21 protein-coding genes and 1 tRNA gene are annotated in these 21,299 nt (G+C 38.3%); 18 read left to right on the top strand and 4 right to left on the bottom strand.

Annotation, left to right across the window (positions count from 1 at the left end; genetic code table 11):
* Positions 1-607: 607 nt before the first annotated feature.
* The 3 genes from LMC10_RS10460 (at position 608) to clpP (ending at position 3,076) form a co-directional block, all read left to right on the top strand.
* A complete protein-coding gene (locus LMC10_RS10460) occupies positions 608-739 on the top strand; it encodes a hypothetical protein (RefSeq protein WP_003666430.1) in 132 nt (43 codons plus the stop codon).
* Between the two features lie 194 nt (positions 740-933).
* Positions 934-2,289 carry an MFS transporter gene (locus tag LMC10_RS01900; RefSeq protein ID WP_229268788.1) on the top strand — a complete coding sequence of 452 codons (1,356 nt, stop codon included), beginning with the start codon at positions 934-936 and terminating at the stop codon, positions 2,287-2,289.
* Positions 2,290-2,482: 193 nt separating this feature from the next.
* On the top strand, positions 2,483-3,076 hold the full coding sequence (clpP, locus tag LMC10_RS01905) for an ATP-dependent Clp endopeptidase proteolytic subunit ClpP (protein WP_003666435.1): 594 nt from the start codon (positions 2,483-2,485) through the stop codon (positions 3,074-3,076).
* Positions 3,077-3,236: 160 nt separating this feature from the next.
* Here clpP and LMC10_RS01910 read toward each other — a convergent pair.
* A tRNA-Arg gene (locus tag LMC10_RS01910) sits at positions 3,237-3,308 on the bottom strand.
* A gap of 268 nt (positions 3,309-3,576) precedes the next feature.
* On the opposite strand from LMC10_RS01910, the gene gap reads away from it, so the two are divergent.
* From gap to smpB, 10 genes are all read left to right on the top strand, one after another.
* The gene (gap, locus tag LMC10_RS01915) at positions 3,577-4,584 is read left to right on the top strand and encodes a type I glyceraldehyde-3-phosphate dehydrogenase (RefSeq protein WP_003666436.1); all 1,008 of its coding nucleotides are present in this window, start codon (positions 3,577-3,579) and stop codon (positions 4,582-4,584) included.
* Between the two features lie 90 nt (positions 4,585-4,674).
* The gene (locus LMC10_RS01920) at positions 4,675-5,880 is read left to right on the top strand and encodes a phosphoglycerate kinase (RefSeq protein ID WP_035155103.1); all 1,206 of its coding nucleotides are present in this window, start codon (positions 4,675-4,677) and stop codon (positions 5,878-5,880) included.
* Between the two features lie 118 nt (positions 5,881-5,998).
* On the top strand, positions 5,999-6,748 hold the full coding sequence (gene tpiA / locus LMC10_RS01925) for a triose-phosphate isomerase (protein ID WP_003670435.1): 750 nt from the start codon (positions 5,999-6,001) through the stop codon (positions 6,746-6,748).
* Positions 6,749-6,838: 90 nt separating this feature from the next.
* Complete coding sequence (gene eno / locus LMC10_RS01930) at positions 6,839-8,161, top strand: phosphopyruvate hydratase (protein ID WP_003666443.1); 1,323 nt, start codon at positions 6,839-6,841, stop codon at positions 8,159-8,161.
* Between the two features lie 287 nt (positions 8,162-8,448).
* Complete coding sequence (locus LMC10_RS01935) at positions 8,449-9,831, top strand: amino acid permease (protein WP_019253270.1); 1,383 nt, start codon at positions 8,449-8,451, stop codon at positions 9,829-9,831.
* A 117-nt stretch (positions 9,832-9,948) separates the two neighbouring features.
* Entirely contained in the window at positions 9,949-11,499 is a 1,551-nt protein-coding gene (locus LMC10_RS01940) for a ClC family H(+)/Cl(-) exchange transporter (protein ID WP_229268789.1), read from the top strand.
* A gap of 66 nt (positions 11,500-11,565) precedes the next feature.
* Positions 11,566-11,805 carry a preprotein translocase subunit SecG gene (secG, locus tag LMC10_RS01945; RefSeq protein WP_003667480.1) on the top strand — a complete coding sequence of 80 codons (240 nt, stop codon included), beginning with the start codon at positions 11,566-11,568 and terminating at the stop codon, positions 11,803-11,805.
* A 78-nt stretch (positions 11,806-11,883) separates the two neighbouring features.
* Positions 11,884-12,660, top strand: coding sequence for an alpha/beta hydrolase (locus tag LMC10_RS01950; RefSeq protein WP_229268790.1), 777 nt, complete (start codon positions 11,884-11,886; stop codon positions 12,658-12,660).
* A complete protein-coding gene (gene rnr, locus LMC10_RS01955) occupies positions 12,647-15,052 on the top strand; it encodes a ribonuclease R (protein WP_229268791.1) in 2,406 nt (801 codons plus the stop codon). The genes LMC10_RS01950 and rnr overlap by 14 nt, the downstream gene beginning before the upstream one ends.
* 17 nt (positions 15,053-15,069) lie before the next feature.
* A complete protein-coding gene (smpB, locus tag LMC10_RS01960; protein ID WP_003666449.1) occupies positions 15,070-15,543 on the top strand; it encodes an SsrA-binding protein SmpB in 474 nt (157 codons plus the stop codon).
* A gap of 56 nt (positions 15,544-15,599) precedes the next feature.
* Here smpB and LMC10_RS01965 read toward each other — a convergent pair whose 3' ends face one another.
* Positions 15,600-16,184, bottom strand: a complete 585-nt coding sequence (locus tag LMC10_RS01965) for an LURP-one-related/scramblase family protein (RefSeq protein WP_229268792.1) — start codon at positions 16,182-16,184, stop codon at positions 15,600-15,602.
* A gap of 150 nt (positions 16,185-16,334) precedes the next feature.
* On the opposite strand from LMC10_RS01965, the gene LMC10_RS01970 reads away from it, so the two are divergent.
* The 4 genes from LMC10_RS01970 (at position 16,335) to LMC10_RS01985 (ending at position 19,144) form a co-directional block, all read left to right on the top strand.
* Complete coding sequence (locus tag LMC10_RS01970) at positions 16,335-17,024, top strand: uracil-DNA glycosylase (protein ID WP_003676241.1); 690 nt, start codon at positions 16,335-16,337, stop codon at positions 17,022-17,024.
* A gap of 60 nt (positions 17,025-17,084) precedes the next feature.
* Positions 17,085-18,059 carry a phosphate acetyltransferase gene (pta, locus tag LMC10_RS01975; protein WP_003666452.1) on the top strand — a complete coding sequence of 325 codons (975 nt, stop codon included), beginning with the start codon at positions 17,085-17,087 and terminating at the stop codon, positions 18,057-18,059.
* Positions 18,060-18,176: 117 nt separating this feature from the next.
* Positions 18,177-18,635 (top strand): tRNA (adenosine(37)-N6)-threonylcarbamoyltransferase complex ATPase subunit type 1 TsaE, encoded by a 459-nt coding sequence (gene tsaE, locus LMC10_RS01980; RefSeq protein ID WP_229268793.1) that lies wholly within the window; start codon positions 18,177-18,179, stop codon positions 18,633-18,635.
* A complete protein-coding gene (locus LMC10_RS01985; RefSeq protein WP_218046462.1) occupies positions 18,635-19,144 on the top strand; it encodes a GNAT family N-acetyltransferase in 510 nt (169 codons plus the stop codon). Before tsaE ends, LMC10_RS01985 begins: the two co-directional genes overlap by 1 nt.
* Positions 19,145-19,175: 31 nt before the next feature.
* On the opposite strand, the gene LMC10_RS01990 is transcribed toward LMC10_RS01985, so the two are convergent.
* Positions 19,176-19,598 carry a PAS domain-containing protein gene (locus LMC10_RS01990; RefSeq protein ID WP_003666456.1) on the bottom strand — a complete coding sequence of 141 codons (423 nt, stop codon included), beginning with the start codon at positions 19,596-19,598 and terminating at the stop codon, positions 19,176-19,178.
* An 11-nt stretch (positions 19,599-19,609) separates the two neighbouring features.
* Positions 19,610-20,149: a 3'-5' exonuclease gene (locus tag LMC10_RS01995; RefSeq protein ID WP_003667489.1), complete on the bottom strand. Its 540-nt coding sequence runs from the start codon at positions 20,147-20,149 to the stop codon at positions 19,610-19,612.
* 124 nt (positions 20,150-20,273) lie between these two features.
* On the opposite strand from LMC10_RS01995, the gene murB reads away from it, so the two are divergent.
* A complete protein-coding gene (gene murB, locus LMC10_RS02000; RefSeq protein ID WP_229268794.1) occupies positions 20,274-21,170 on the top strand; it encodes a UDP-N-acetylmuramate dehydrogenase in 897 nt (298 codons plus the stop codon).
* The last annotated feature ends 129 nt before the right edge of the window (positions 21,171-21,299 follow it).

Here is a 21,299-nt window from a genome sequence, read left to right on the forward strand (position 1 = left end):
AAAGATGGTCCTTTCTTAACGAAGACGGGGTCCAACCATCTTTCGCTTTTTTATTTTAAATTTTAAACAAATAAAGCACTGATGTTAAATCCATCAGTACTTAAAATTGTAGAGCCGAAAAAATAAGCTTTTTTCTTATCCTCAAAGGTTTTATTTTATCTTCTTTAAGTGAAATTTATTTCTTATTTATACTTTCACTAATTAGCGCTAATTCAGCTGCTGCACATTCTTGATCTAATTCGTTCCAGTTAGCGGTAACGTTAAAAACGTTTAATTTATTTACTGACATTATAACATCCTCCTTGACCTTATACCGTTATTCTCTTTCATCTACATTTTGTATCATACTACAATTGGTCTAAAAGTCAACTATTATAATATCAGTATTTGTAGAACTATTTCACAAATTGGTATAGTTCAATTGCTGGGATCGTTAATGTAATAGTAAAGATAATCGTTTATCAAATTTAGATAAATTATTAATTTTTAGAAATGGTATTCACGGGATAGTTGTTTTGGATTAAGGGAGACTTGCTTTTTAAAACAATGACCGGTATAATTGGAACGTTAATTAATTTACGTTTAATATTAAAGGAGGCAAAGTAACATGCGTAAAGCACACCCATACGGCGTACAAGGCCGTCGCCCAATCGCTTCAAAGTACAAGCGAGCATTAAAAGAAAAGAAGATTGAAGCTATTCGTAAGTGGGCTAAAGAAAAGCCAGCTGAAGAAAAGTAATTCATTCTATAAAAGCTATGCAATCCAATGCATAGCTTTTATTTTTTAATAAAAAGAAAAAACTAAAGCATTAATTAATAAGATTCCTCTTTTAAAAATAACGTTTTAATATTTTATACGCTAATGCTATATTTTGTATGTTAAAATATAGGTAAGCGCTTACAGAAAGCGTCGTTTATAAAAGAGGTGATAGTATGTTTGAGTTTTTAAAACCAGCTCCAGTGGCGAAGCAAAAGGTTCCTGCTGATAAAGTTGGAAGTTCATATCGTTGGCATCAGTTAGGAGTATTGCTTGCAATTTGTATCGGTTACATTGGCTATTATATTATTCGTTTAATTTTCACAACCGAGCAAAATGAAATTATGAAGCAGTATGGTTTTACCACGGCTGATATCGGAATGGTGCTTTCGTGTTTTGGGATTGGTTATGGAATTTCAAAACTATTTATGGGAGCATTAAGTGATAAAAGTAACACTAATCGTTATTTAGCAACCGGCTTAATTATTTCTGCACTGCTTAACTTCGGCTTAGGCTCTACCCGTAGCCTTTATATGATGATGTTTCTAATGTTAATTATGTCGATTGCTCAAGGGATGGGGGCAGCAGCATGCCAGCGTTCTGTTCAATTATGGTGGGGAAAGAAACACCGGGGAGCGATTTACTCGATTTGGTCTTCCGCACATAACGCTGGAGCCTTTGCTTGTGTTGCCGTTGTACAATTAGCAACGTTTATGTTTTCAGGTTCCATTTCTGCTGTCTTTTATACATCTTCAGTGGTTTCGCTGATTATTGCGGCCTTTGTATTATTAGTGGGTGCTGATCGACCGGTTAGTGTTGGGTTGCCAAGTATTTCGGAATATACCGGAGATGAAGTTGTTTTAGAAAACGGAACTGAGTCTGATTCTGAAGAGACGAGTCTGACTTTACCGCAAATTTTTGTTAAATATATTTTGACGAATAAAGTTGTGTGGGCCATTACTCTAACATCAATGTCCTTGTATTTGGTTCGTTACGGGATAATGAGCTGGATTCCAAGCTATCTTGTAGAATCAAAGGGCTTTACGACTAATTTCGCAAAATGGTTAGTGGGTATTTTTGAACTTGCGGCGGTCCCTGGAGTAATTATTATGGGAGCAATTTCCGATGCATTAAAGGGACGTCGAGCTATTGTTTGTATTTTATGTGTAATTGGTTTATTTATTTGTTTGACAACGTATTTCTTTAGTACCAGTCACATTTTGATCGTAAGTGTTCTTTTTATTATGGGAACTTTAATTTACGCCCCATTAACATTGGTTGGATTAATGGTTAATGAAGCAGTTCCTAAATTTGCAGTAGGTTCATCAACTGGATTTATGGGCTTTTTCCAATACATTTTTGGTGAAACGTTAGCAACTGCGTTAATTGGTATTTTGGTAGCTAAATATGGCTGGCTTGCAAGTAATATGGTTTTATATACTGCTTCAGCGCTAGCATTTCTCTTATTAGTTTATATTTTTATTGCTGAGCGTCGAGCTGAAAAGATGGTCGATGCTGACAAAAAAGATTAAATTTTCGCTAAAACAGGGCTTTGAAGAATTTTTAGCCTTGTTTTTTGATTTAATTATAATGGTCAAGAATTTTTCGCAAAAAAATATTAAATAATAGTTAAAACATTTGACCTTTTTTGACCAATCGAGTATAGTATTATTATCCGTTAGCATATAAGACTAACGAGTGCTAATTTATTAAGGAGGCCATATTATGAATTTAGTACCTACTGTCATTGAGCAATCATCTCGTGGTGAACGTGCTTATGACATCTACTCACGGCTTCTGAAGGACCGTATTATTATGCTCTCTGGTCCAATTGAAGACGAAATGGCAAATTCAATTGTTGCGCAACTTTTATTCCTTGATGCGCAAGATTCAACTAAAGATATTTATTTATACATTAATTCACCTGGTGGAGTTGTTACCTCAGGAATGGCAATTTATGACACCATGAACTTTATTAAGGCTGATGTTCAAACTATTGTAATCGGAATGGCTGCTTCTATGGCCAGTGTATTAGTATCATCTGGTGCTAAGGGTAAGCGTTTTGGATTACCACACTCACAAGTTTTGATTCATCAACCATCTGGTGGAGCTCAAGGTCAACAGACTGAAATCGAAATTGCTGCTACTGAAATTTTGAAGACACGGAAGATGCTTAACGGAATCCTTGCTAAGAATTCTGGTCAACCTATCGAGAAGATCCAGGCTGATACTGAACGTGATCATTATTTGACAGCACAAGAAGCAGTAGATTACGGCTTACTTGATGGTGTAATGGAAAATAATTCAAAATTAAAGTAAAGTGATAATAAAAAAGATCTCCAATTATTCGATTAGTTTCGAATGACGGAGATCTTTTTTATTATCAAAAACGTGCATGGAAATTAACAGCCTTGTGGCGACTATAATATCATTAAAAATGAAAAAGGCTGTTGAAAAAATTCAACAGCCTTATAAAAAATGCGCCCCCCGAGAGTCGAACTCGGATCTCGAGAACCGGAATCTCACGTGCGATCCATTACACTAAGGGCGCGTCAACAAATATTATATTATCTTAAATAAAAATGAATTGCAAGCATTATTTGAAAATTTTAATCAAAATAACGCTTACATCAGAAAAATGTTGTGATTGAATAGACAATTTTTTTGAAGATGGTATCATAAGTATCGTAGGAGTTGTATTATTGCTTAGACCTTACCACTGCGTCACTTACAATGGTTGAGAGTTGCGATGCTGATGTAATGTGATAAACTAAGCAAGTACACTAATTATGTTTTTTCCTAAAGGAGGAATTTGCAGTATGACTGTAAAAATTGGTATTAACGGTTTTGGCCGTATTGGTCGTTTAGCATTTCGTCGGATTCACGAACTTAACACAAATGATATTGAAGTTGTTGCAATCAACGATTTGACTACTCCTTCTATGTTGGCTTACTTACTTAAGTATGACTCAACTCATGGTAAGTTCCCAGGTGAAGTTACATCTACTGATACTGGTATTGTTGTTGATGGTAAGGAATACCCTGTATACGCTGAACGCGATGCTCGTAACATTCCTTGGGTAAAGAACGATGGTGTTGACTTTGTTCTTGAATGTACTGGTTTCTACACTTCTGCTGAAAAGTCACAAGCACACATTGATGCTGGTGCAAAGCGTGTATTGATTTCAGCACCTGCTGGTAACATCCCAACTGTTGTTCCTGGTGTTAACCTTGATACTTTGACTAAGGATGACATTATCGTATCAGCTGGTTCATGTACTACTAGCTGCTTGGCACCAATGGCTAAGGTCTTAAATGACGAATTTGGTGTTAAGGTTGGTACTATGACTACTATCCACGCATTTACTTCTACTCAAGCTATCCTTGATGGTCCTCGTGGTAAGAAGATGCGTAACAACCGTACTGCAAGTGTAAACACTATTCCTCACTCAAGTGGTGCTGCTAAGGCTATTGGTTTAGTTATTCCTGAATTAAACGGTAAGCTTTCAGGTCACGCACAACGTGTTGGTGTTGTTGATGGTTCATTAACTGAACTTGTTTCAATCTTAGACAAGAAGGTTACTGTTGACCAAATCAACGATGCTATGAAGAAGGCTACTAACCCAGCATTCGGTTACACTGAAGATGAAATTGTTTCAACTGATATTATCGGTTCAACATACGGTTCAGTATTCGATCCTTCCCAAACTGAAATTATGGAAGGTGACGATGGTTCACAATTAGTTAAGACTGTTGCTTGGTATGACAACGAATACGGTTTCACTAGCAACATGATCCGGACTTTACTTCACTTTGCTACTCTTTAATTTGAAGTAAAATTAAACTAATTTGATTAAGGTGGGAGGAGGACTACTCCGCCCGCCTTTTTTTATCAAGAGAAGAGGAGACATAATACAATGGCTAAATTAACTGTTGAAGACCTTCCTTTAGAAGGCAAGAAAGTATTAATGCGTGTTGACTTTAATGTTCCAATTAAAGACGGCGTTGTTGGTGACGACAATCGAATTGTTGCAGCTTTACCAACAATTAAATATGTTATTGACCATGGTGGTCGAGCAATCTTATTCTCACACCTTGGCCGAATTAAAAAAGAAGAAGATAAGCCTGGACTTTCACTTCGTCCAGTTGCAGAACGTCTTTCTAACTTACTAAACAAGCCAGTAACATTTGTTCCAGTTACTGAAGGTAAGCAATTAGAAGATGCTATCGACAACATGAAGAATGGTGATGTTTTACTTGTCCAAAACACCCGTTACGAAGACGTTAAGGATGGCGAATATGTAAAGCGTGAATCTGGTAATGATCCTGAATTAGGTAAGTACTGGGCTTCTCTTGGTGATGTATTTGTAAATGATGCTTTTGGTACAGCTCACCGTAAGCACGCTTCTAATGTTGGTATTGCTACTAACATGCCAGGCAAAGCAGCAGCTGGTTACTTGATGGAAAAGGAAATTAAGTTCTTAGGTGATGCAGTAGATAATCCTGAACGTCCATTTGTTGCCATTCTTGGTGGTGCAAAGGTTTCTGATAAGATTGGGGTTATTGATAACCTTCTTGACAAGGCAGACAAGATTATTATCGGTGGTGGAATGGCTTATACCTTCTACGCTGCTAAGGGAATCAAAGTTGGTAACTCACTTGTTGAAAAAGACAAGATTGACGTTGCTAAGCAGATCTTAGACAAAGCTGGCGATAAGCTTGTATTGCCAATTGATAATGTAGTAGCTGATAAGTTCAACAATGATGCTGATACAAAGGTTGTTGAAGGTGATATTGACGACGGTTGGATGGCTCTTGATATTGGTCCTAAGTCTGTTGAAGAGTTCAAGAACGTATTAAAAGATGCCAAGACTGTTGTTTGGAATGGACCAATGGGTGTATTTGAAATGCCAAACTTTGCTAAGGGTACGCTTGAAATTGGTAAATTCCTTGGTACATTAACAGATGCTACAACAATTGTTGGTGGTGGAGACTCGACTGCTGCGGTTAAGGAATTGGGTGTTGCTGATAAGCTTACTCACATTTCAACTGGTGGTGGTGCATCATTAACTTACCTTGAAGGTAAAGAATTGCCTGGAATTGCCGCAATTTCTGACAAATAATTAATGTTTAACTACTATTTATAATTCTTATATAAGAGGCTGAGAAAACTTTTGCTTTTCTCAGCCTCTTACCGTATCTTGGTATTAACAATAAAATGGTAGATAGGAGGGTCAAATAATGAGAGTACCGATTATTGCTGGCAATTGGAAAATGCATAAGGATGTACAAGAAGCTGTCTCTTTTATCGAAAAAATAAAAAATCAGCTTCCACCTGCCGACCAACTTGAAACAGCAATTGCTGCTCCTACTCTTTGTTTGGTACCAATGGTTAAAGCGGCTAAAGAATCTCCGCTAAAAATAATGGCAGAAAACTGCTATTATAAGAATGAAGGAGCCTATACTGGTGAAACAAGTCCATATGCTTTATACCAAGCAGGAATCCATCATGTAATTTTAGGCCATTCTGAACGTCGAACTTACTTTAATGAAACTGATGAATTAATTAATAAAAAAGTGAAGGCGGCATTAGTAAACGGGTTATGTCCGATTGTTTGTTGTGATGATACTATGCGTCGACGAGTTGCTGGAAAGAAAGTTCATTGGGTGGTGAGCCGAATTCTCGCTGATCTTCATGGATTGACCAATGACGAAATTTGTCATGTTACGGTTGCTTATGAACCTAGTTGGGCGATTGGAACAGGCGAGAGTGCTGATCCAGAACAAGCGGCGGAAGGTTGTTACCTTATTCGCCAGACGATTAGTGATATGTATGGCGATGAAGTTGCAAATAATGTTCGAATTCTCTATGGAGGAAGTGTGACAACATCTAATATCAATGCACTAATGGCAAAAAATGATATTGATGGTGTTTTAGTCGGAGCGGCGAGCTTAAATCCAGAAACATTTTTACAATTAGTTCACCATTAGGCGGTTAAATGCTTGTTTTTAATTGTGTAAAATAATACAATGTTAAGTGGAATTGCTTTCCAAATAAATGACAGAGGAGAGATTCATCAAATGTCACTCATTACAGATATTTATGCACGTGAAGTCCTTGATTCACGTGGTAACCCAACAGTTGAAGCAGAAGTTTACACAGAAGCCGGTGGTGTAGGCCGCGGTATCGTTCCTTCAGGTGCTTCAACTGGTGAACACGAAGCTGTTGAATTACGTGACGGCGACAAGAACCGTTTTGGCGGCAAGGGTGTTTTAAAGGCTGTTTCAAACGTAAACAACATTATTGCTAAGGAAATCGTAGGGATGGAAGTTACTGACCAAATCGCTATCGATAAGGCAATGATTAAGTTAGACGGTACTCCAAACAAGGGTAAGTTAGGTGCTAACGCTATTTTAGCTGTTTCATTAGCTGCTGCTCGGGCTGCTGCTGACGAATTACAAGTACCTCTTTACAACTACCTTGGTGGTTTCAACGCTCATGTATTGCCAACACCAATGATGAACGTTATTAACGGTGGTGCTCACTCAGATAACAAGGTTGACTTCCAAGAATTCATGATTATGCCAGTTGGTGCACCAACTGTACGTGAAGCTATTCGTTGGGGTTCAGAAACTTTCCACGCCTTGAAGAAGGAATTGGAAGCTGCTGGTAAAGTAACCTCTGTTGGTGACGAAGGTGGATTTGCTCCTGACTTTGCTAACAACGAAGAACCATTCGAATACTTAATCAAGGCTATTGAAGATGCTGGTTACAAGCCAGGTAAGGACATTGCCATTGCCTTTGACGTTGCCGCTTCAGAATTATGGAACGACGAAGACAAGAAGTACAAGCTTCGTTGGTCAACTGGTGAAGAATACACCACTGAAGAATGGATTAACTACTTATCCGGTATTATTGAAAAGTACCCAGTAGTATCTGTTGAAGATCCAATTGACGAAAACAACTGGGATGATTGGGTAACTATTACTGATAAGTTAGGCAAGAAGGTTCAACTTGTTGGTGATGACTTCTTTGTAACTAACACTGATTACTTGAAGAAGGGTATCCAAATGGGTGCTGCTAACTCAATCTTAATCAAGCTTAACCAAATTGGTACTTTAACTGAAACTGTTGAAGCTATCGAAATGGCTAAGGAAGCTGGTTACACTGCCATCGTTTCACACCGTTCTGGTGAAACTGAAGACACTACTATCGCTGACTTGGTTGTTGCTACAAACGCTGGACAAATCAAGACTGGTTCTATGAGCCGGACTGACCGTCTTGCTAAGTACAACCAATTAATGCGGATTGAAGATCAACTTGGTGATGTTGCTCAATACAAGGGTATCCACTCATTCTACAACTTGAGTCAACAAGCTCGTCAAGACATCGAAAATCGTTAATTTTAAGCATTAGTTAAAAAGAGGCTGGAGAAATAATCCAGCCTCTTTACTATTTTAAAGTGTAAACTGCCAAAACGCAGAATCCCTGTCTATCCTTGCGGGAATAGGACTAAAAACTCGCAAGTGAGTTTAGTCCCACTCCCCTTTTGAATTATAAATTATTCAATTAACATTGAAATCGATTACAACTTTTGTATTAAAAAATAATGAGAAAGAAGCGTTGGAATTTAGTATGAAATATAATATAATCTTTAAGAGTTAAATACAATGAAAGGATAATGATACACATGAAAAAATCGGCACCAGAACTTAATCGTTCGATGACTGCTGGTCAGATGGAAATGATTTCCCTTGGTGGAGCGATTGGTGTTGGACTGTTTATGGGATCAACATCTACAATCAAGTGGACCGGGCCATCTGTTATCCTCGCATATGCGTTTGTCGGCTTAATTCTATATATTGTTATGAGAGCGTTAGGAGAGATGATTTACATTAATCCTGGAACAGGTTCTTTTGCGGATTATGCAACTGAATATGTTCATCCAGTAGCTGGATACCTTGCTAAATGGGCTAACGTATTTGAGTATATTGTTGTAGGAATGTCTGAAGTAGTAGCAGCGACTGAATACCTTAAATATTGGTGGCCACACCTTCATACTTGGGTAGCTGGAGTTGTTATTATTATTTTCTTGGTCCTCGCTAATTTAGCAAGTGCAAAGGCATATGGATCACTTGAATTTTGGTTTGCGATGATCAAAGTTATTACTATTATCTTTATGATCTTACTTGGATTTATGATTATCTTCTTCGGCTTTGGTAATGGCGGACATCCAACTGGTTTCAGCAATCTTTGGTCTCATGGTGGATTCTTCACTGGTGGCTGGAGTGGTTTCTTCTTCTCAATGTCAATTATCGTTGGATCTTATGAAGGAATTGAATTGCTAGGAATTTCTGCCGGTGAAGTAGCAAATCCGCAAAAAGCAATTGTTAAATCTGTTAAGTCTGTTTTATTCCGGATTTTGATTTTCTATGTTGGAGCAATTTTTGTGATTGTAACAATCTATCCTTGGAATGAATTAAGTAGTGTTGGATCACCATTTGTATCTACTTTTGCTAAAGTTGGAATTACAGCTGCAGCATCAATCATTAACTTTGTGGTTTTAACTGCTGCATTATCAGGTGCTAATTCAGGTATTTATAGTTCAAGTCGGATGCTGTTTAAGTTATCTCATGAAGGGGATGCTCCTAAGATTTTTGGTCGTCTTTCAAAACGGATCGTTCCCGATGCTGCCATCCTTGGTATTTCCGGTGGTATTTTGATTGGCTTTATTATTGATATGATTTCGGCAACTTATAACCATTCAACTGCTGATATGTTCGTGGTTGTCTTCAGTTCTTCTGTTTTACCTGGAATGATTCCATGGTTTGTAATTTTACTAGCAGAATTACGTTTCCGTCGTAATAATAAAGACTTGATGGTTGATCATCCATTCAAATTACCACTATATCCATTTTCAAATTATTTTGCATTTCTCATGTTGATTGTGATTGTCATCTTTATGTTTATTAATCCTGACACACGGGTTTCGGTTATTGTTGGTGCTGCAGTATTGATTCTAGCAGTCGCTGTATACCTTGTTCGGCATGGTTTTAAAAACGAAAAAGCATAAGATAAATAAGAAGCTAGGAAAAATCCCTGGCTTCTATTTTATTTTTAAATTAATTTCGTCTCACTAAGTTCATGTAGTACAATGGCATGTAGACTTTTAATAAATTGGAGAAGAACAATGGAGAGTAGAAAAGAGGCATTTCATCGCTATAATCAGTTCAATCAACTAATTCGGGCGATCATTATTGGAATATTGACTGGTTTAGTAGTTAGTGTATTTAGACTCATAATTCAACACTTTTTACAATTGGTAACAGCAAGTTTTGCATATTTTCATTCTCATCCATTATGGCTAATACCATGGACGATTGGATCAATTATTTTAGCATTATTGTTAGGATGGTTAGCTCAATCTTATCCTGATATAAAAGGGTCGGGGATTCCACAGGTTGAAGGACAGTTGACTAATCAGTTTGATGAAAAATGGTGGCCAGTGTTATGGCGAAAATTTCTCGGCGGAATTTTCGCCATTGGATCTGGATTGTATCTCGGACGTGAAGGACCATCAATTCAACTTGGGGCAACAATTGGGCAAGGAGTAGAGGAAAAGGCCAAAGTAGGGCACCTTAATCGCCAAATAGGGATCGCAAGTGGAGCAGCCGCAGGATTATCTGCAGCCTTTAATGCGCCAATCGCTGCGACTATCTTTATTTTGGAAGAAGTGTATCATAATTTTTCACCGGTAATTTGGCTGGCAACATTTGTGAGTTCGCTCTGTTCTAATATGGTTTCAATGCAGTTTTTTGGCTTACGACCGGTTTTGAATGTTCCTTATAATCATATGCTTCCTAATAATCTTTATTGGCATTTGATCGCGCTTGGTATTTTATTAGGTATCTTAGGGCGTCTTTACCAAATTGTTATTTTGCATTTGAATGGTTGGATGGCACGGATTCCTAAACTATCTCCTATTGCTTATCCAATTATTCCGTTTTTGCTGGTTATTCCTATCGCCTGGTACTTTCCAATCACATTGGGCGGAGGAAATGAATTAATTATTATTTTACGTTCCTTGCCATTTTCTTTAGCGCTTTTTGTGGGGCTTTTTGTCCTTCGCTTTGTATTTTCAATGATTAGTTATGGTTCGCAATTACCAGGTGGGATATTTTTGCCAATTTTAACTCTTGGCGCTATTTTAGGTGCAGTCTATTGTGCGTTAATGGTTCGTTTGGGATTAATGCCAGTTCGATATTTACCTAATTTTATTATCTATGGAATGGCAGGTTATTTTGCATGTATTAGTAAGGCGCCGTTTACTGCTATTTTATTAATTACTGAAATGGTTGGCTCACTTGCGCACTTAATGCCATTAGCCTTGGTAGCAGTAGTAGCTTATCTTGTTGTGGATGCGTTACACGGTGAACCAGTATATACAGCAATGTTTAACGCCTTTATTGGCAACAATCCGCAACCAGCACGCCATAAAGAGGATGTTACGATGTCGATTACCATTTATGCTGGCGCCCAGTTGGATGGTTGTAAAATTAAAGATTTCCCATGGCCAACTGATTGTATTGTGATGGTTGTCTATCGGGGAGAAGAAAAGATCATTCCGAATGGTCAAACCAACCTGCAAGCTGGCGATACGTTAATCTTGCGGGCCAATTCAGCAACTACTAGACAAGCTTACCATGAGATAAGTCGGGCTGCGCATTATGCACAAGGATAGCAATAGAACAATAAATATGATATGATAATTAAGATAAAAGCGTGAAAGTATTAGGAGGAAAAATCCTTGTATAACACATTAATGACTTTATTCTTAATTGATTGCGTTGTATTAATTGCTTGTGTAATGATGCAGCCAGCAAAAAACGATAATGATGCAATGTCAGCTTTGACAGGTGGTGCGGGTGACTTATTCTCACGTCGTAAAGCGCGGGGATTTGAAGCTGTTATGCAGATTGTTACAACAATTTGTGGAGCACTCTTCTTTATTCTGGCATTAGCGATGATTTACGTTTCGTCACATTAAATTTAAAGTGCCTCCTGAAATTATTGTGATTCCAGGGGGCTTTTTTGACGCTACGGTTGGAGTGCAGGGGATGATGTAGTGATAACGTATACTGGTGAGTCTTTTTTCTTTCCCCATAGTGGACGTTGTGGAGTTATTTTGCTTCATGCATATACAGGAAATACGAATGATGTTCGAATGCTGGGACGTCAACTCAATTGGCAAGGATATACAGTCTTCGCACCGCTTTTGCATGGTCATGGTGGTGATCCGCAAAAGGTGCTGGAAAGCAATGGTCCAGATGATTGGTGGGATGATACCCGGATGGCAATTTTTCGTTTACGAGATGCCGGAGTTGATCAAATTGCAATTTTTGGTTTATCGCTTGGTGGTTTACTTGCAACAAGAGCTCTTGAAAATGATCCGCAATTATTAGGTGGTGGTGTTTTTGCATCCCCAATTACCACCTGGGGACAATCGAATGTTCCGGAATACTTCCCTAAGATTGCGGCAAAGTATTATCGTCAGCAAAAAATCAACCCATTAATTACTAAGGAAAAGGTTGCTAAATTGACTGAACGACTCCCCAAACAACTAGCACAAATTCAAACAATGGCGCATCAAATTTGTGACCAATTAGATCAGATTCATCAGCCATTCTTTATTGCACAAGGAGGCGCAGATGAAATGATTGATCCAGCGTCTGGACTGCAATTAAAAACAAAATTACAGGAGAATGGGGTTGCAGTTGATTATCATTACTACCCAACCGCTACTCACTTATTAACAGTTAATACCGCTCATCGTCAACTATTTGCCGATGTAGAAAAATATTTACAAAATTTATTCGAGGTGTCTTCTAATGACAACAAATAATTTAAAAGAAAAAATATTAACACATTTAACAGATAATGCAGGTGTGAGTTACTCAGCAGAAAAACTTGCTCATCAATTAGGGATGGATGATGCTGAGCAGTTTACACCGATCGTTCAATCTCTTGCTCAATTGGAAAGAGAGAAAAAGGTTCAAGTAACTGATCGTGGTGAATTCGAAGCAGTTATTAAACAGCAACCACTTATTGGAACTTTCCATGGTAATGATAAGGGATTTGGTTTTGTAGACTATGACCCGGATCTTCCAGACATGTATATTAATCCTGATCACACTTTGCATGCATTAAATGGGGACCAGGTAGAAGTTAAAGTATTACGTCCAGCAAAAGCAGGTAGTGATCAGGGTCCAGAAGGTCAAGTAACCCGGATTGTTGAACATAAATATGAAAATGTAGTTGGTGAATTTAAGCAAGCGACTATCGGCGATGATTACATTGGTGAAATTTTGCTTAAAGATAAGAAATTATCGCAGTATCATTTCTATGTAACGGACAAGGGATTAAAACCACTTGACGGCCAAGTAGTAACAGCTACTGTTGAGACTTATCCTAGTGATGAGGCACCGGAAGTAATGACGGGTGCCGTTACTGAAGTGATTGGTGATAAGGATGAGCCGGGTATTGATATTATGTCAGTAATCTATGCTCACGACGTCCCTCATGAATTCCCTAAAGAAGTGATGGAACAAGCTAATAAGATTCCGCTTCATGTTCTTCCAGAAGAAAAAAAGGGTCGGGTGGATATTACTGATCAACCACTTGTTACCATTGATGCAATTGAATCAAAAGACTTGGATGATGCGGTGGTAGCTTGGAAGATGGATAATGGGCACTACCACCTTGGGGTTCATATTGCTGATGTTACTCACTATGTAAAGCCAGGTACACCGCTTGATCAAGAAGCATTTAAGCGTGGTACATCTGTTTATCTAACCGATCGGGTAGTTCCAATGCTTCCTAAACGGCTTTCTAATGGAATTTGCTCTTTAAATCCTAATGAAGAACGTCTTGCTATGAGTTGCGAAATGGAAATTGATGAGCAAGGGAAAATTGTTAATCACCGAATCTTCCAAAGTGTTATGAAATCACATGCCCGAATGACTTATAAAGCAGTTAATAAGATTCTGGAGTCGCATGATGCTAAAACGATGAAGCAATATGAAGATCTCGTTCCAATGTTTGAAACAATGGGGGAGATTCACAAATTACTGCTTAAGAATCGGAAAAAACGTGGTGCTATTGACTTTGAAGCTCCTGAAGCAAAGATTATTGTGGATGAAAAGGGTCACCCAACTGATATTCAACTACGAGATCGGGGACTTTCTGAACGGATGATAGAATCCTTTATGTTAGCTGCTAATGAAACAGTTGCTGAACACTACTTTAAGGAACACGTTCCATTCCTTTACCGGATCCATGAAACACCAGATAGTGAACGTATTAAATCATTTGTGGACTTTTTGGCTGTGTTTGGAATTGAGGTTCATGGTGATATTAAGAATGTTAAACCAGGGATGCTTCAAAAAGTATTGAAGGATGTGGCTGGTACTCCTGAAGAGCAAATGGTTCAAGTGATGATGTTACGTAGTATGCAACAAGCTAAATACTCGGATGAAGAGCTAGGTCACTTTGGCTTGGGCGCTAAATACTACACTCACTTTACTTCACCAATTCGGCGATACCCCGATGATACGGTTCACCGTTTGATTAAGTGGTACGAAGAACATGGTAAAAACGAACCGGCTAAGGACCATTGGCGTGATAAGCTTCCAGAAATTGCTGAACATACTTCGGTTACCGAACGGCGGGGAATTGATACAGAGCGTGATGTTGATAGTATGAAGAAAGCCGAATACATGGAAGACCATGTTGGCGAAACCTTTGATGCCGTCGTAAGTTCAGTGATGAAGTTTGGTTTGTTCGTCGAATTGCCAAATACAGTTGAAGGGTTAGTTCATATTAGCGTCATGAATGATGATTATTATGAATATTCAGAAAAACACATGGCCTTAATTGGACGAAACTCTCATCGAATTTTCCAAATGGGACAACCTATTAAGGTTAAGTTAGTTCGGGCAGATAAGGATCTTCGTGAAGTTGATTTTGAAATTGTTAACCCTGAAGAAGCACCAAAGACAAAGATTCGGGTTCCACGTAATGATGAATATCGGGGTCGAGGTCGTGGTCGCAAAGGACGTGCCAATAATAATCCCCGTCATGAGAACACTAGTGGTAACCATTACCGTAATACTCAAGGAAAATGGCGTCGAACTCACCAAGAAAATGGCCGTCAAAATAATCGTCAAATAAATCGGGGACAAACTCGTCACCACAATAATTCACGTGATCATGAAGGCGTTCGTCGCCACCATTAAGAGCGGGGAGGGATATTATGGCAAAAAAATCCCATCAAGAAAATAATGACAATTTAATTGCACAAAATAAAAAGGCACGTCATGATTATTTTGTAACGGATACTGTTGAAGCAGGATTAGTTTTAACAGGAACTGAGATAAAATCTGTTCGTGCTCACCGGGTGAATTTGAAAGATGGATTTGCCCAAGTTCGTAACGGTGAAGCTTGGTTAATGAATGTGCATATTAGTGAATATGATAATGGAACTTACTTCAATCAAGATCCGTTAAGAAATCGTAAGTTGTTATTGCACAAAAAGGAAATCAATAAGCTTGTAGGAGCTTTACAGGATAAGGGAGTTACACTTATTCCCTTAAAAATGTATATTAAACATGGCTACGCAAAAGTTTTATTAGGACTAGCCAAAGGTAAACACCAATACGATAAGCGTGAAGCAATTAAGCGTCGTGAACAAAACCGTGAAATTGAACGAGTTATGAAACATTATTAAAACGAAAAGCCTAGGTGAAAATCACAAATTTTCACCTAGGCTTTTCACTTAAAAATCTATTTGTTTCTGCGTTCTTTACAGTTAAAGTTTAACTGATTGCTAATTGAAAATGACATGCTGGTATTGAGATTAGGGGAACGTTTCATCAACCGTGCTAATAATGGTTCTTGTTCGCTTCGTCGAGCCCAATGGTTGAGAATACTAGCGATTAGAATTGCTAGAGGTTCATCTTCTTTTTTATTTATTTTTAATTCATGACAATATCCACTTGATAGTTTAACAGGTTGAATTGAAAAAACTAAGTGACTACCGGAAAAAACACGGTAGCGGCTTGTTAATGGTGAACCAACAACGATCCAGTTAATACCGCGAATATAAATAACCTGTTGAACAAACCCAAGACCCTTCCCGATTGTTCCAACGCGTTGCCGATTAACATATAATGCGAATTTGGGTAACAGTCCAAGAGTTAATTGCTTCACTTCAGCTAATAAAGCTCCATCAATTGCATATAATGATAGGGCATCGTACCTCATTCCCCATTTACCGACAAGAAGATAGCACGATTTACCATTCTTATCGCGAATGACGGTCGTTCCATGTAAATCACTTGAACGATCGCGAATATATAATTGTCGCACTTTGCCACCACCATTCTTTGATAATCTACCTTTTATTTTACCAGCTTCTTAGCAAATTTGGTGAAGAAACTTCTAAGTTAAAAAACGCTTCCAATTTATCCCATGATGATGTTTAATTATGCTAAAATAATAGGCGAGGTGCTAATAATCGTGAAACAATTAATTCATAACGACTGGTGGGAAGTTTTAAAGCCCCAGTTTGAAAGTGCATATTATGCGCAATTGCATAATTTCCTAAAAGAAGAATATACCCATCAAACGATCTATCCAGAAATGCATCATATTTTCGAAGCATTTGAATGGACTCCTTTTAGTAAGGTTAAAGTTGTTATCCTTGGTCAAGATCCTTATCATGGACCAAACCAAGCTCATGGGTGTAGTTTTTCAGTACTGCCTGGGGTGCCGGTCCCGCCTTCATTACAGAATATTTACAAAGAATTGCAAAGTGATTTAGGTTGTACACCGGTAAATCACGGCTATTTAAAGAAGTGGGCTGATCAAGGCGTCCTGTTATTAAATTCGGTTTTGACAGTGCGAGCGGGGCAAGCATATTCTCACCGTGGACATGGCTGGGAACAATTAACAGATGCAGCGATTCATGCTTTATCTGAACGTCCTAAACCAGTTGTGTTCATCTTATGGGGACGGGCTGCTCGAAATAAGAAACAGTTAATTAATACGAAGACAAATATCGTTCTTGAATCAGCTCACCCGAGTCCATTATCTGCTAACCGTGGATTTTTTGGGTCTCGACCATTTTCTAAAACAAACGAAGCACTTCAGGCAATGGGAGAACAGCCAATTGATTGGCAACTGCCTGCCGAACCAAATTATCGTTAAAGATGTGATTATCAGTCACAACTTTAAAATGTTTAGTGACCATAAGGAGGTACTTGCATTATGGAATTATTTGATGAGATTGCTGCAAAGATTAAGGGACAAAACAAGACAATTGTTTTTCCTGAAGGTGAAGATAAGCGGATTTTAGGAGCTGCTGTCCGTTTAAAGAAAGATAATTTAGTAGAGCCAATTTTACTTGGTGATGAAGAAGCGATTAAAGAAGTTGCAAGTAAAAATGGTTTTGATCTTGCTGGCCTTCAAATTATCGATCCAGCAACTTATCCAGAAGACGATAAGCAAGCAATGTTTGACTCATTAATGGAACGGCGTAAAGGAAAGAATACTCCTGAAGAAATTCAAAAGATGCTTGAAGATGTGAGCTACTTTGGAACAATGCTTGTTTATATGGGAAAGGCTGATGGAATGGTTTCTGGTGCTGTTCATTCAACTGGGGCAACTGTTCGGCCTGCATTACAAATCATTAAGACTAAGCCTGGTGCCCATCGAATTAGTGGGGCTTTCCTTATGATTAAAGGCGATCAACGTTATATCTTTGCTGATTGTGCGATTAATATTGAATTGGATGCTCCAACAATGGCTGAAGTGGCAATTCAAAGTGCAGAAACAGCGCGCTTATTTGAAATTGATCCTAAGGTTGCGCTTCTTAGTTTTTCAACTAAGGGTTCTGCTAAGGGTGAAATGGTTACCAAGGTTGCGGATGCTGCTAAGTTAGTTCATGAATTAGATCCTGATTTACCAGCTGATGGTGAATTACAATTTGATGCTGCTGTTGTCCCATCAGTGGGTGAACTTAAAGCCCCTGATTCAAAAGTTGCTGGTCATGCCAATGTCTTTATTTTTCCAAGTCTGGAAGCAGGGAATATTGGCTACAAGATTGCACAACGATTTGGCGGTTTTACAGCAGTTGGTCCTATTCTTCAAGGACTTAACGCACCGATTGCAGACCTTTCACGGGGATGTAGTGAAGATGATGCTTATAAGGTTGCAATGATTACCGCAGCACAAGCATTGTAAATATTGATGAAGGGAGTGGGACTAGAAACTCGCAAGCGAGTTTAGTCCCACTTCCTTTGCTTTTTAAACATGAGATGGGTACAATAAGGCTAGTATTTTAAACTTGGAGAGAGTACTATGGAGAGCTTAACGTTAACGAATCGTGACGCAACAATTGCCCTTGGGAAGAAAATTGGTCAGCAATTAGTTGCCGGGGATGTATTAGTATTAGACGGTGATTTAGGAGCAGGCAAGACTACTTTTACCAAGGGATTAGCTGCAGGGTTAGAAATCCCTGATATCATTAAAAGTCCTACTTTTACAATTATTCATGAATACCAAGATGGCCGTCTCCCTTTATACCATATGGATGCATATCGCTTAGAAAATGGTGGAGCTGAAGACCTCGGACTTGAAGAATACTTTGATGGTGATGGAGTTTCAGTTGTTGAATGGGCTGAATTTGTTGAAGATGAATTGCCAGCTGACTTTTTAGCTATTCACTTCAAGCGAACAGGTGATGATAATACTCGTATTCTGGAATTTGAACCCCATGGACAGCATTTTGACCAAATTGTAAAAAGCGTGGTGAAATAATGGCAGATGACATTTCGATAAAGTTAGCAACAAGTGAGGATGCTGGGGCTGTTTTGCAATTTTTACGGGCAACTGCAACTGAAAGTGACGCGGTATTAGTTCCGCATCTAAATGAGATTAGTGAAAAGACAGAAGCAAAAAATATCGATTTAATAAATCAATTTGATGATTGTGTTATTTTACTTGCGATGCTCGGCGAAGAGATTGTGGGAATGGTTACTGTAATGGTATTAGATCATCAACCAACAACCGGTGAATTAGGAGTCGTGGTACGGAAAAAGTATTGGCGAAACGGAATCGGCCGCTTATTAGTCGATGAAGCAGAGTATTGGTTTAATACTTATAGTAGTTTAGAAAATTTGGTCTTAACAGTTTTTGAGGATAATATTCCGGCAATTAAGCTTTATCAGCAATTACACTTTGTTACAACAGGAAAAACGGTTGAGCAGGGTCGTAATGTCCTGCAAATGCAATACGATAATAAAAAAGAGGAAACAATGGAAAAGTAAGCCATTATTTCCTCTTTCTTTGTACCTATGTTTATTTTTTATGTAGTACTTGCATAATGTTTCGCCAGAAGGATCCCTTTGTTTGCTGTTTACTAACGTCTTGCGTTACCTCTACACATCCAAGGTATTTATTTTGATCATCACGCAAGGCGTAAAAGGCAATATTTACAGGTTGACCATGATGCTTGATCATAATGCTAATTGAATCGCGGTCTCCGCTATGCATATCATGAAGTACTTGCTTAACATGATTTTGACTATGCCCGGGATGAACCTCAAGCACATGTTTACCTAAGTCTGCATCTGTTCGCTTGAATAAACGATGCCGATTAGCTGATGACCAGCGAATGATATCATTTTCATCAATGAAATCGAATTCTACGGGAATGGTTTCAAAAATAGTATTAAGTTGTTCAATACTTAGTTTTCCACCTTTAAGATTAATATCTGTCATGATTCTCTCCTTTAGCCGATTAAATTAATAAAGGGCTGAATCTGTTGTGGGGTAAAATGCTTGCTTTGATAAAGCAGAATGTTAGCGCAAGCCTGGGCGTCATCAAGAGCATTATGGTGGTGATGAAGGTCAATATTTAACGCGTCACAAACAGTATTAAGTTTATAATTTGTTAGTCCTGGAATCAACTGGCGGCTTGAAGCAACGGTATCGAGCGTCTGGTAAGCGGGAACTTCGATATTGTAATGTTCTAACGTATTCCTTAAAACGCTATTATCAAATCGATTATTATGGGCAATAACTAATTTATCAGGAGTGTAAAATTGGTTGATATGTTCCCATACTTCTGGAAAATCAGGCGCATTTTGGACGTCACGTTCGTGGATGCCATGAATCTGTGTATTACGCCAAAAGAATTTAGTATGAGGATTAATTAGGGTGTAAAATTCGTCGGCAATTTGTCCATTCCGAACGATTGTGAGTGCAAGCGAACATGCACTGTAACGCTTGCCATTAGCAGTTTCAAAGTCCATTGCTATAAAATTCATCATACATCCTCCTTGCAAAAGTCGATAATTTTATTTTACAATCAACTAATCATTTTTCAAAACTTTTACTTTTGAAAAATGATACAATAGCTCTTGAAAGTAAATACAAAAAAGGAAGAAATAGAGAATGGCTAATTTGATGAATGAATTTCCTGATATTGAAATTAAACAAGATGAACCATTAATGAATTACACCTACACTAAAACAGGAGGTCCAGCTGACTGGTTGGCCTTTCCAGAAACGGTCGACCAGGTAAAAAAATTGGTTGATTACGTTCGTGAGCATGGAATGGGCCTAACTGTTTTAGGAAATGCCAGTAATTTAATTGTTGGCGATGGTGGTATAGATGATTTAACAATTATTCTTACGCGACTCAATAAAATTGAAGTTCATGATAATAAGGTAACGGCACAGGCAGGGGCATCTTATATTGCAACAACCGAGGCAGCCCGTGATAGTGAACTGACTGGATTAGAGTTTGCTGCTGGTATTCCAGGCAGTATTGGTGGAGCTGTCTTCATGAATGCCGGTGCATATGGTGGTGAGACTAAAAATGTTGTTTCTGAGGCAACTATAATGCTTCCCGATGGAACGATCAAACATCTTACCAACGAAGAATTAGACTTTGGCTATCGGCATAGCAGTATTCAAGATAATAATGGTGTCGTGTTGGATGCTACGTTCGCTTTGGAACCGGGTAAATATGATGATATCAAAGCAAAAATGGATGATCTAAATGAACGGCGAGAAGCTAAGCAACCATTAGATCTCCCATCTTGCGGAAGTGTGTTTAAACGACCAGAGGGATATTATGCTGGAAAGTTGATTCATGATGCTGGATTGCAAGGATACACTTCAGGTGGGGCGCAGGTTTCAACTAAGCATGCTGGCTTTATCGTTAATATTGACCATGGAACTGCAGCAGACTATGTAAATGTTATCCACCATGTTCAAAAGACAGTTAAAGAAAAATTTGGCGTTGATCTTGAAACCGAAGTAAGGATTATCGGTCGGCAAGATTAATATTATAAAGTGAGGCTGGGAAAAAACTCCTAGTCCAAAATAAAAACCGGATGATGAATTGTTTGAACAATTCATCATCCGGTTTTTATATACACAGGAAATCGTTCCTGATATGATGTAATTACCCCT

The organism is Limosilactobacillus reuteri subsp. simiae, assembly GCF_020784875.1.
Taxonomy (GTDB): Bacteria; Bacillota; Bacilli; order Lactobacillales; family Lactobacillaceae; genus Limosilactobacillus; species Limosilactobacillus reuteri_H.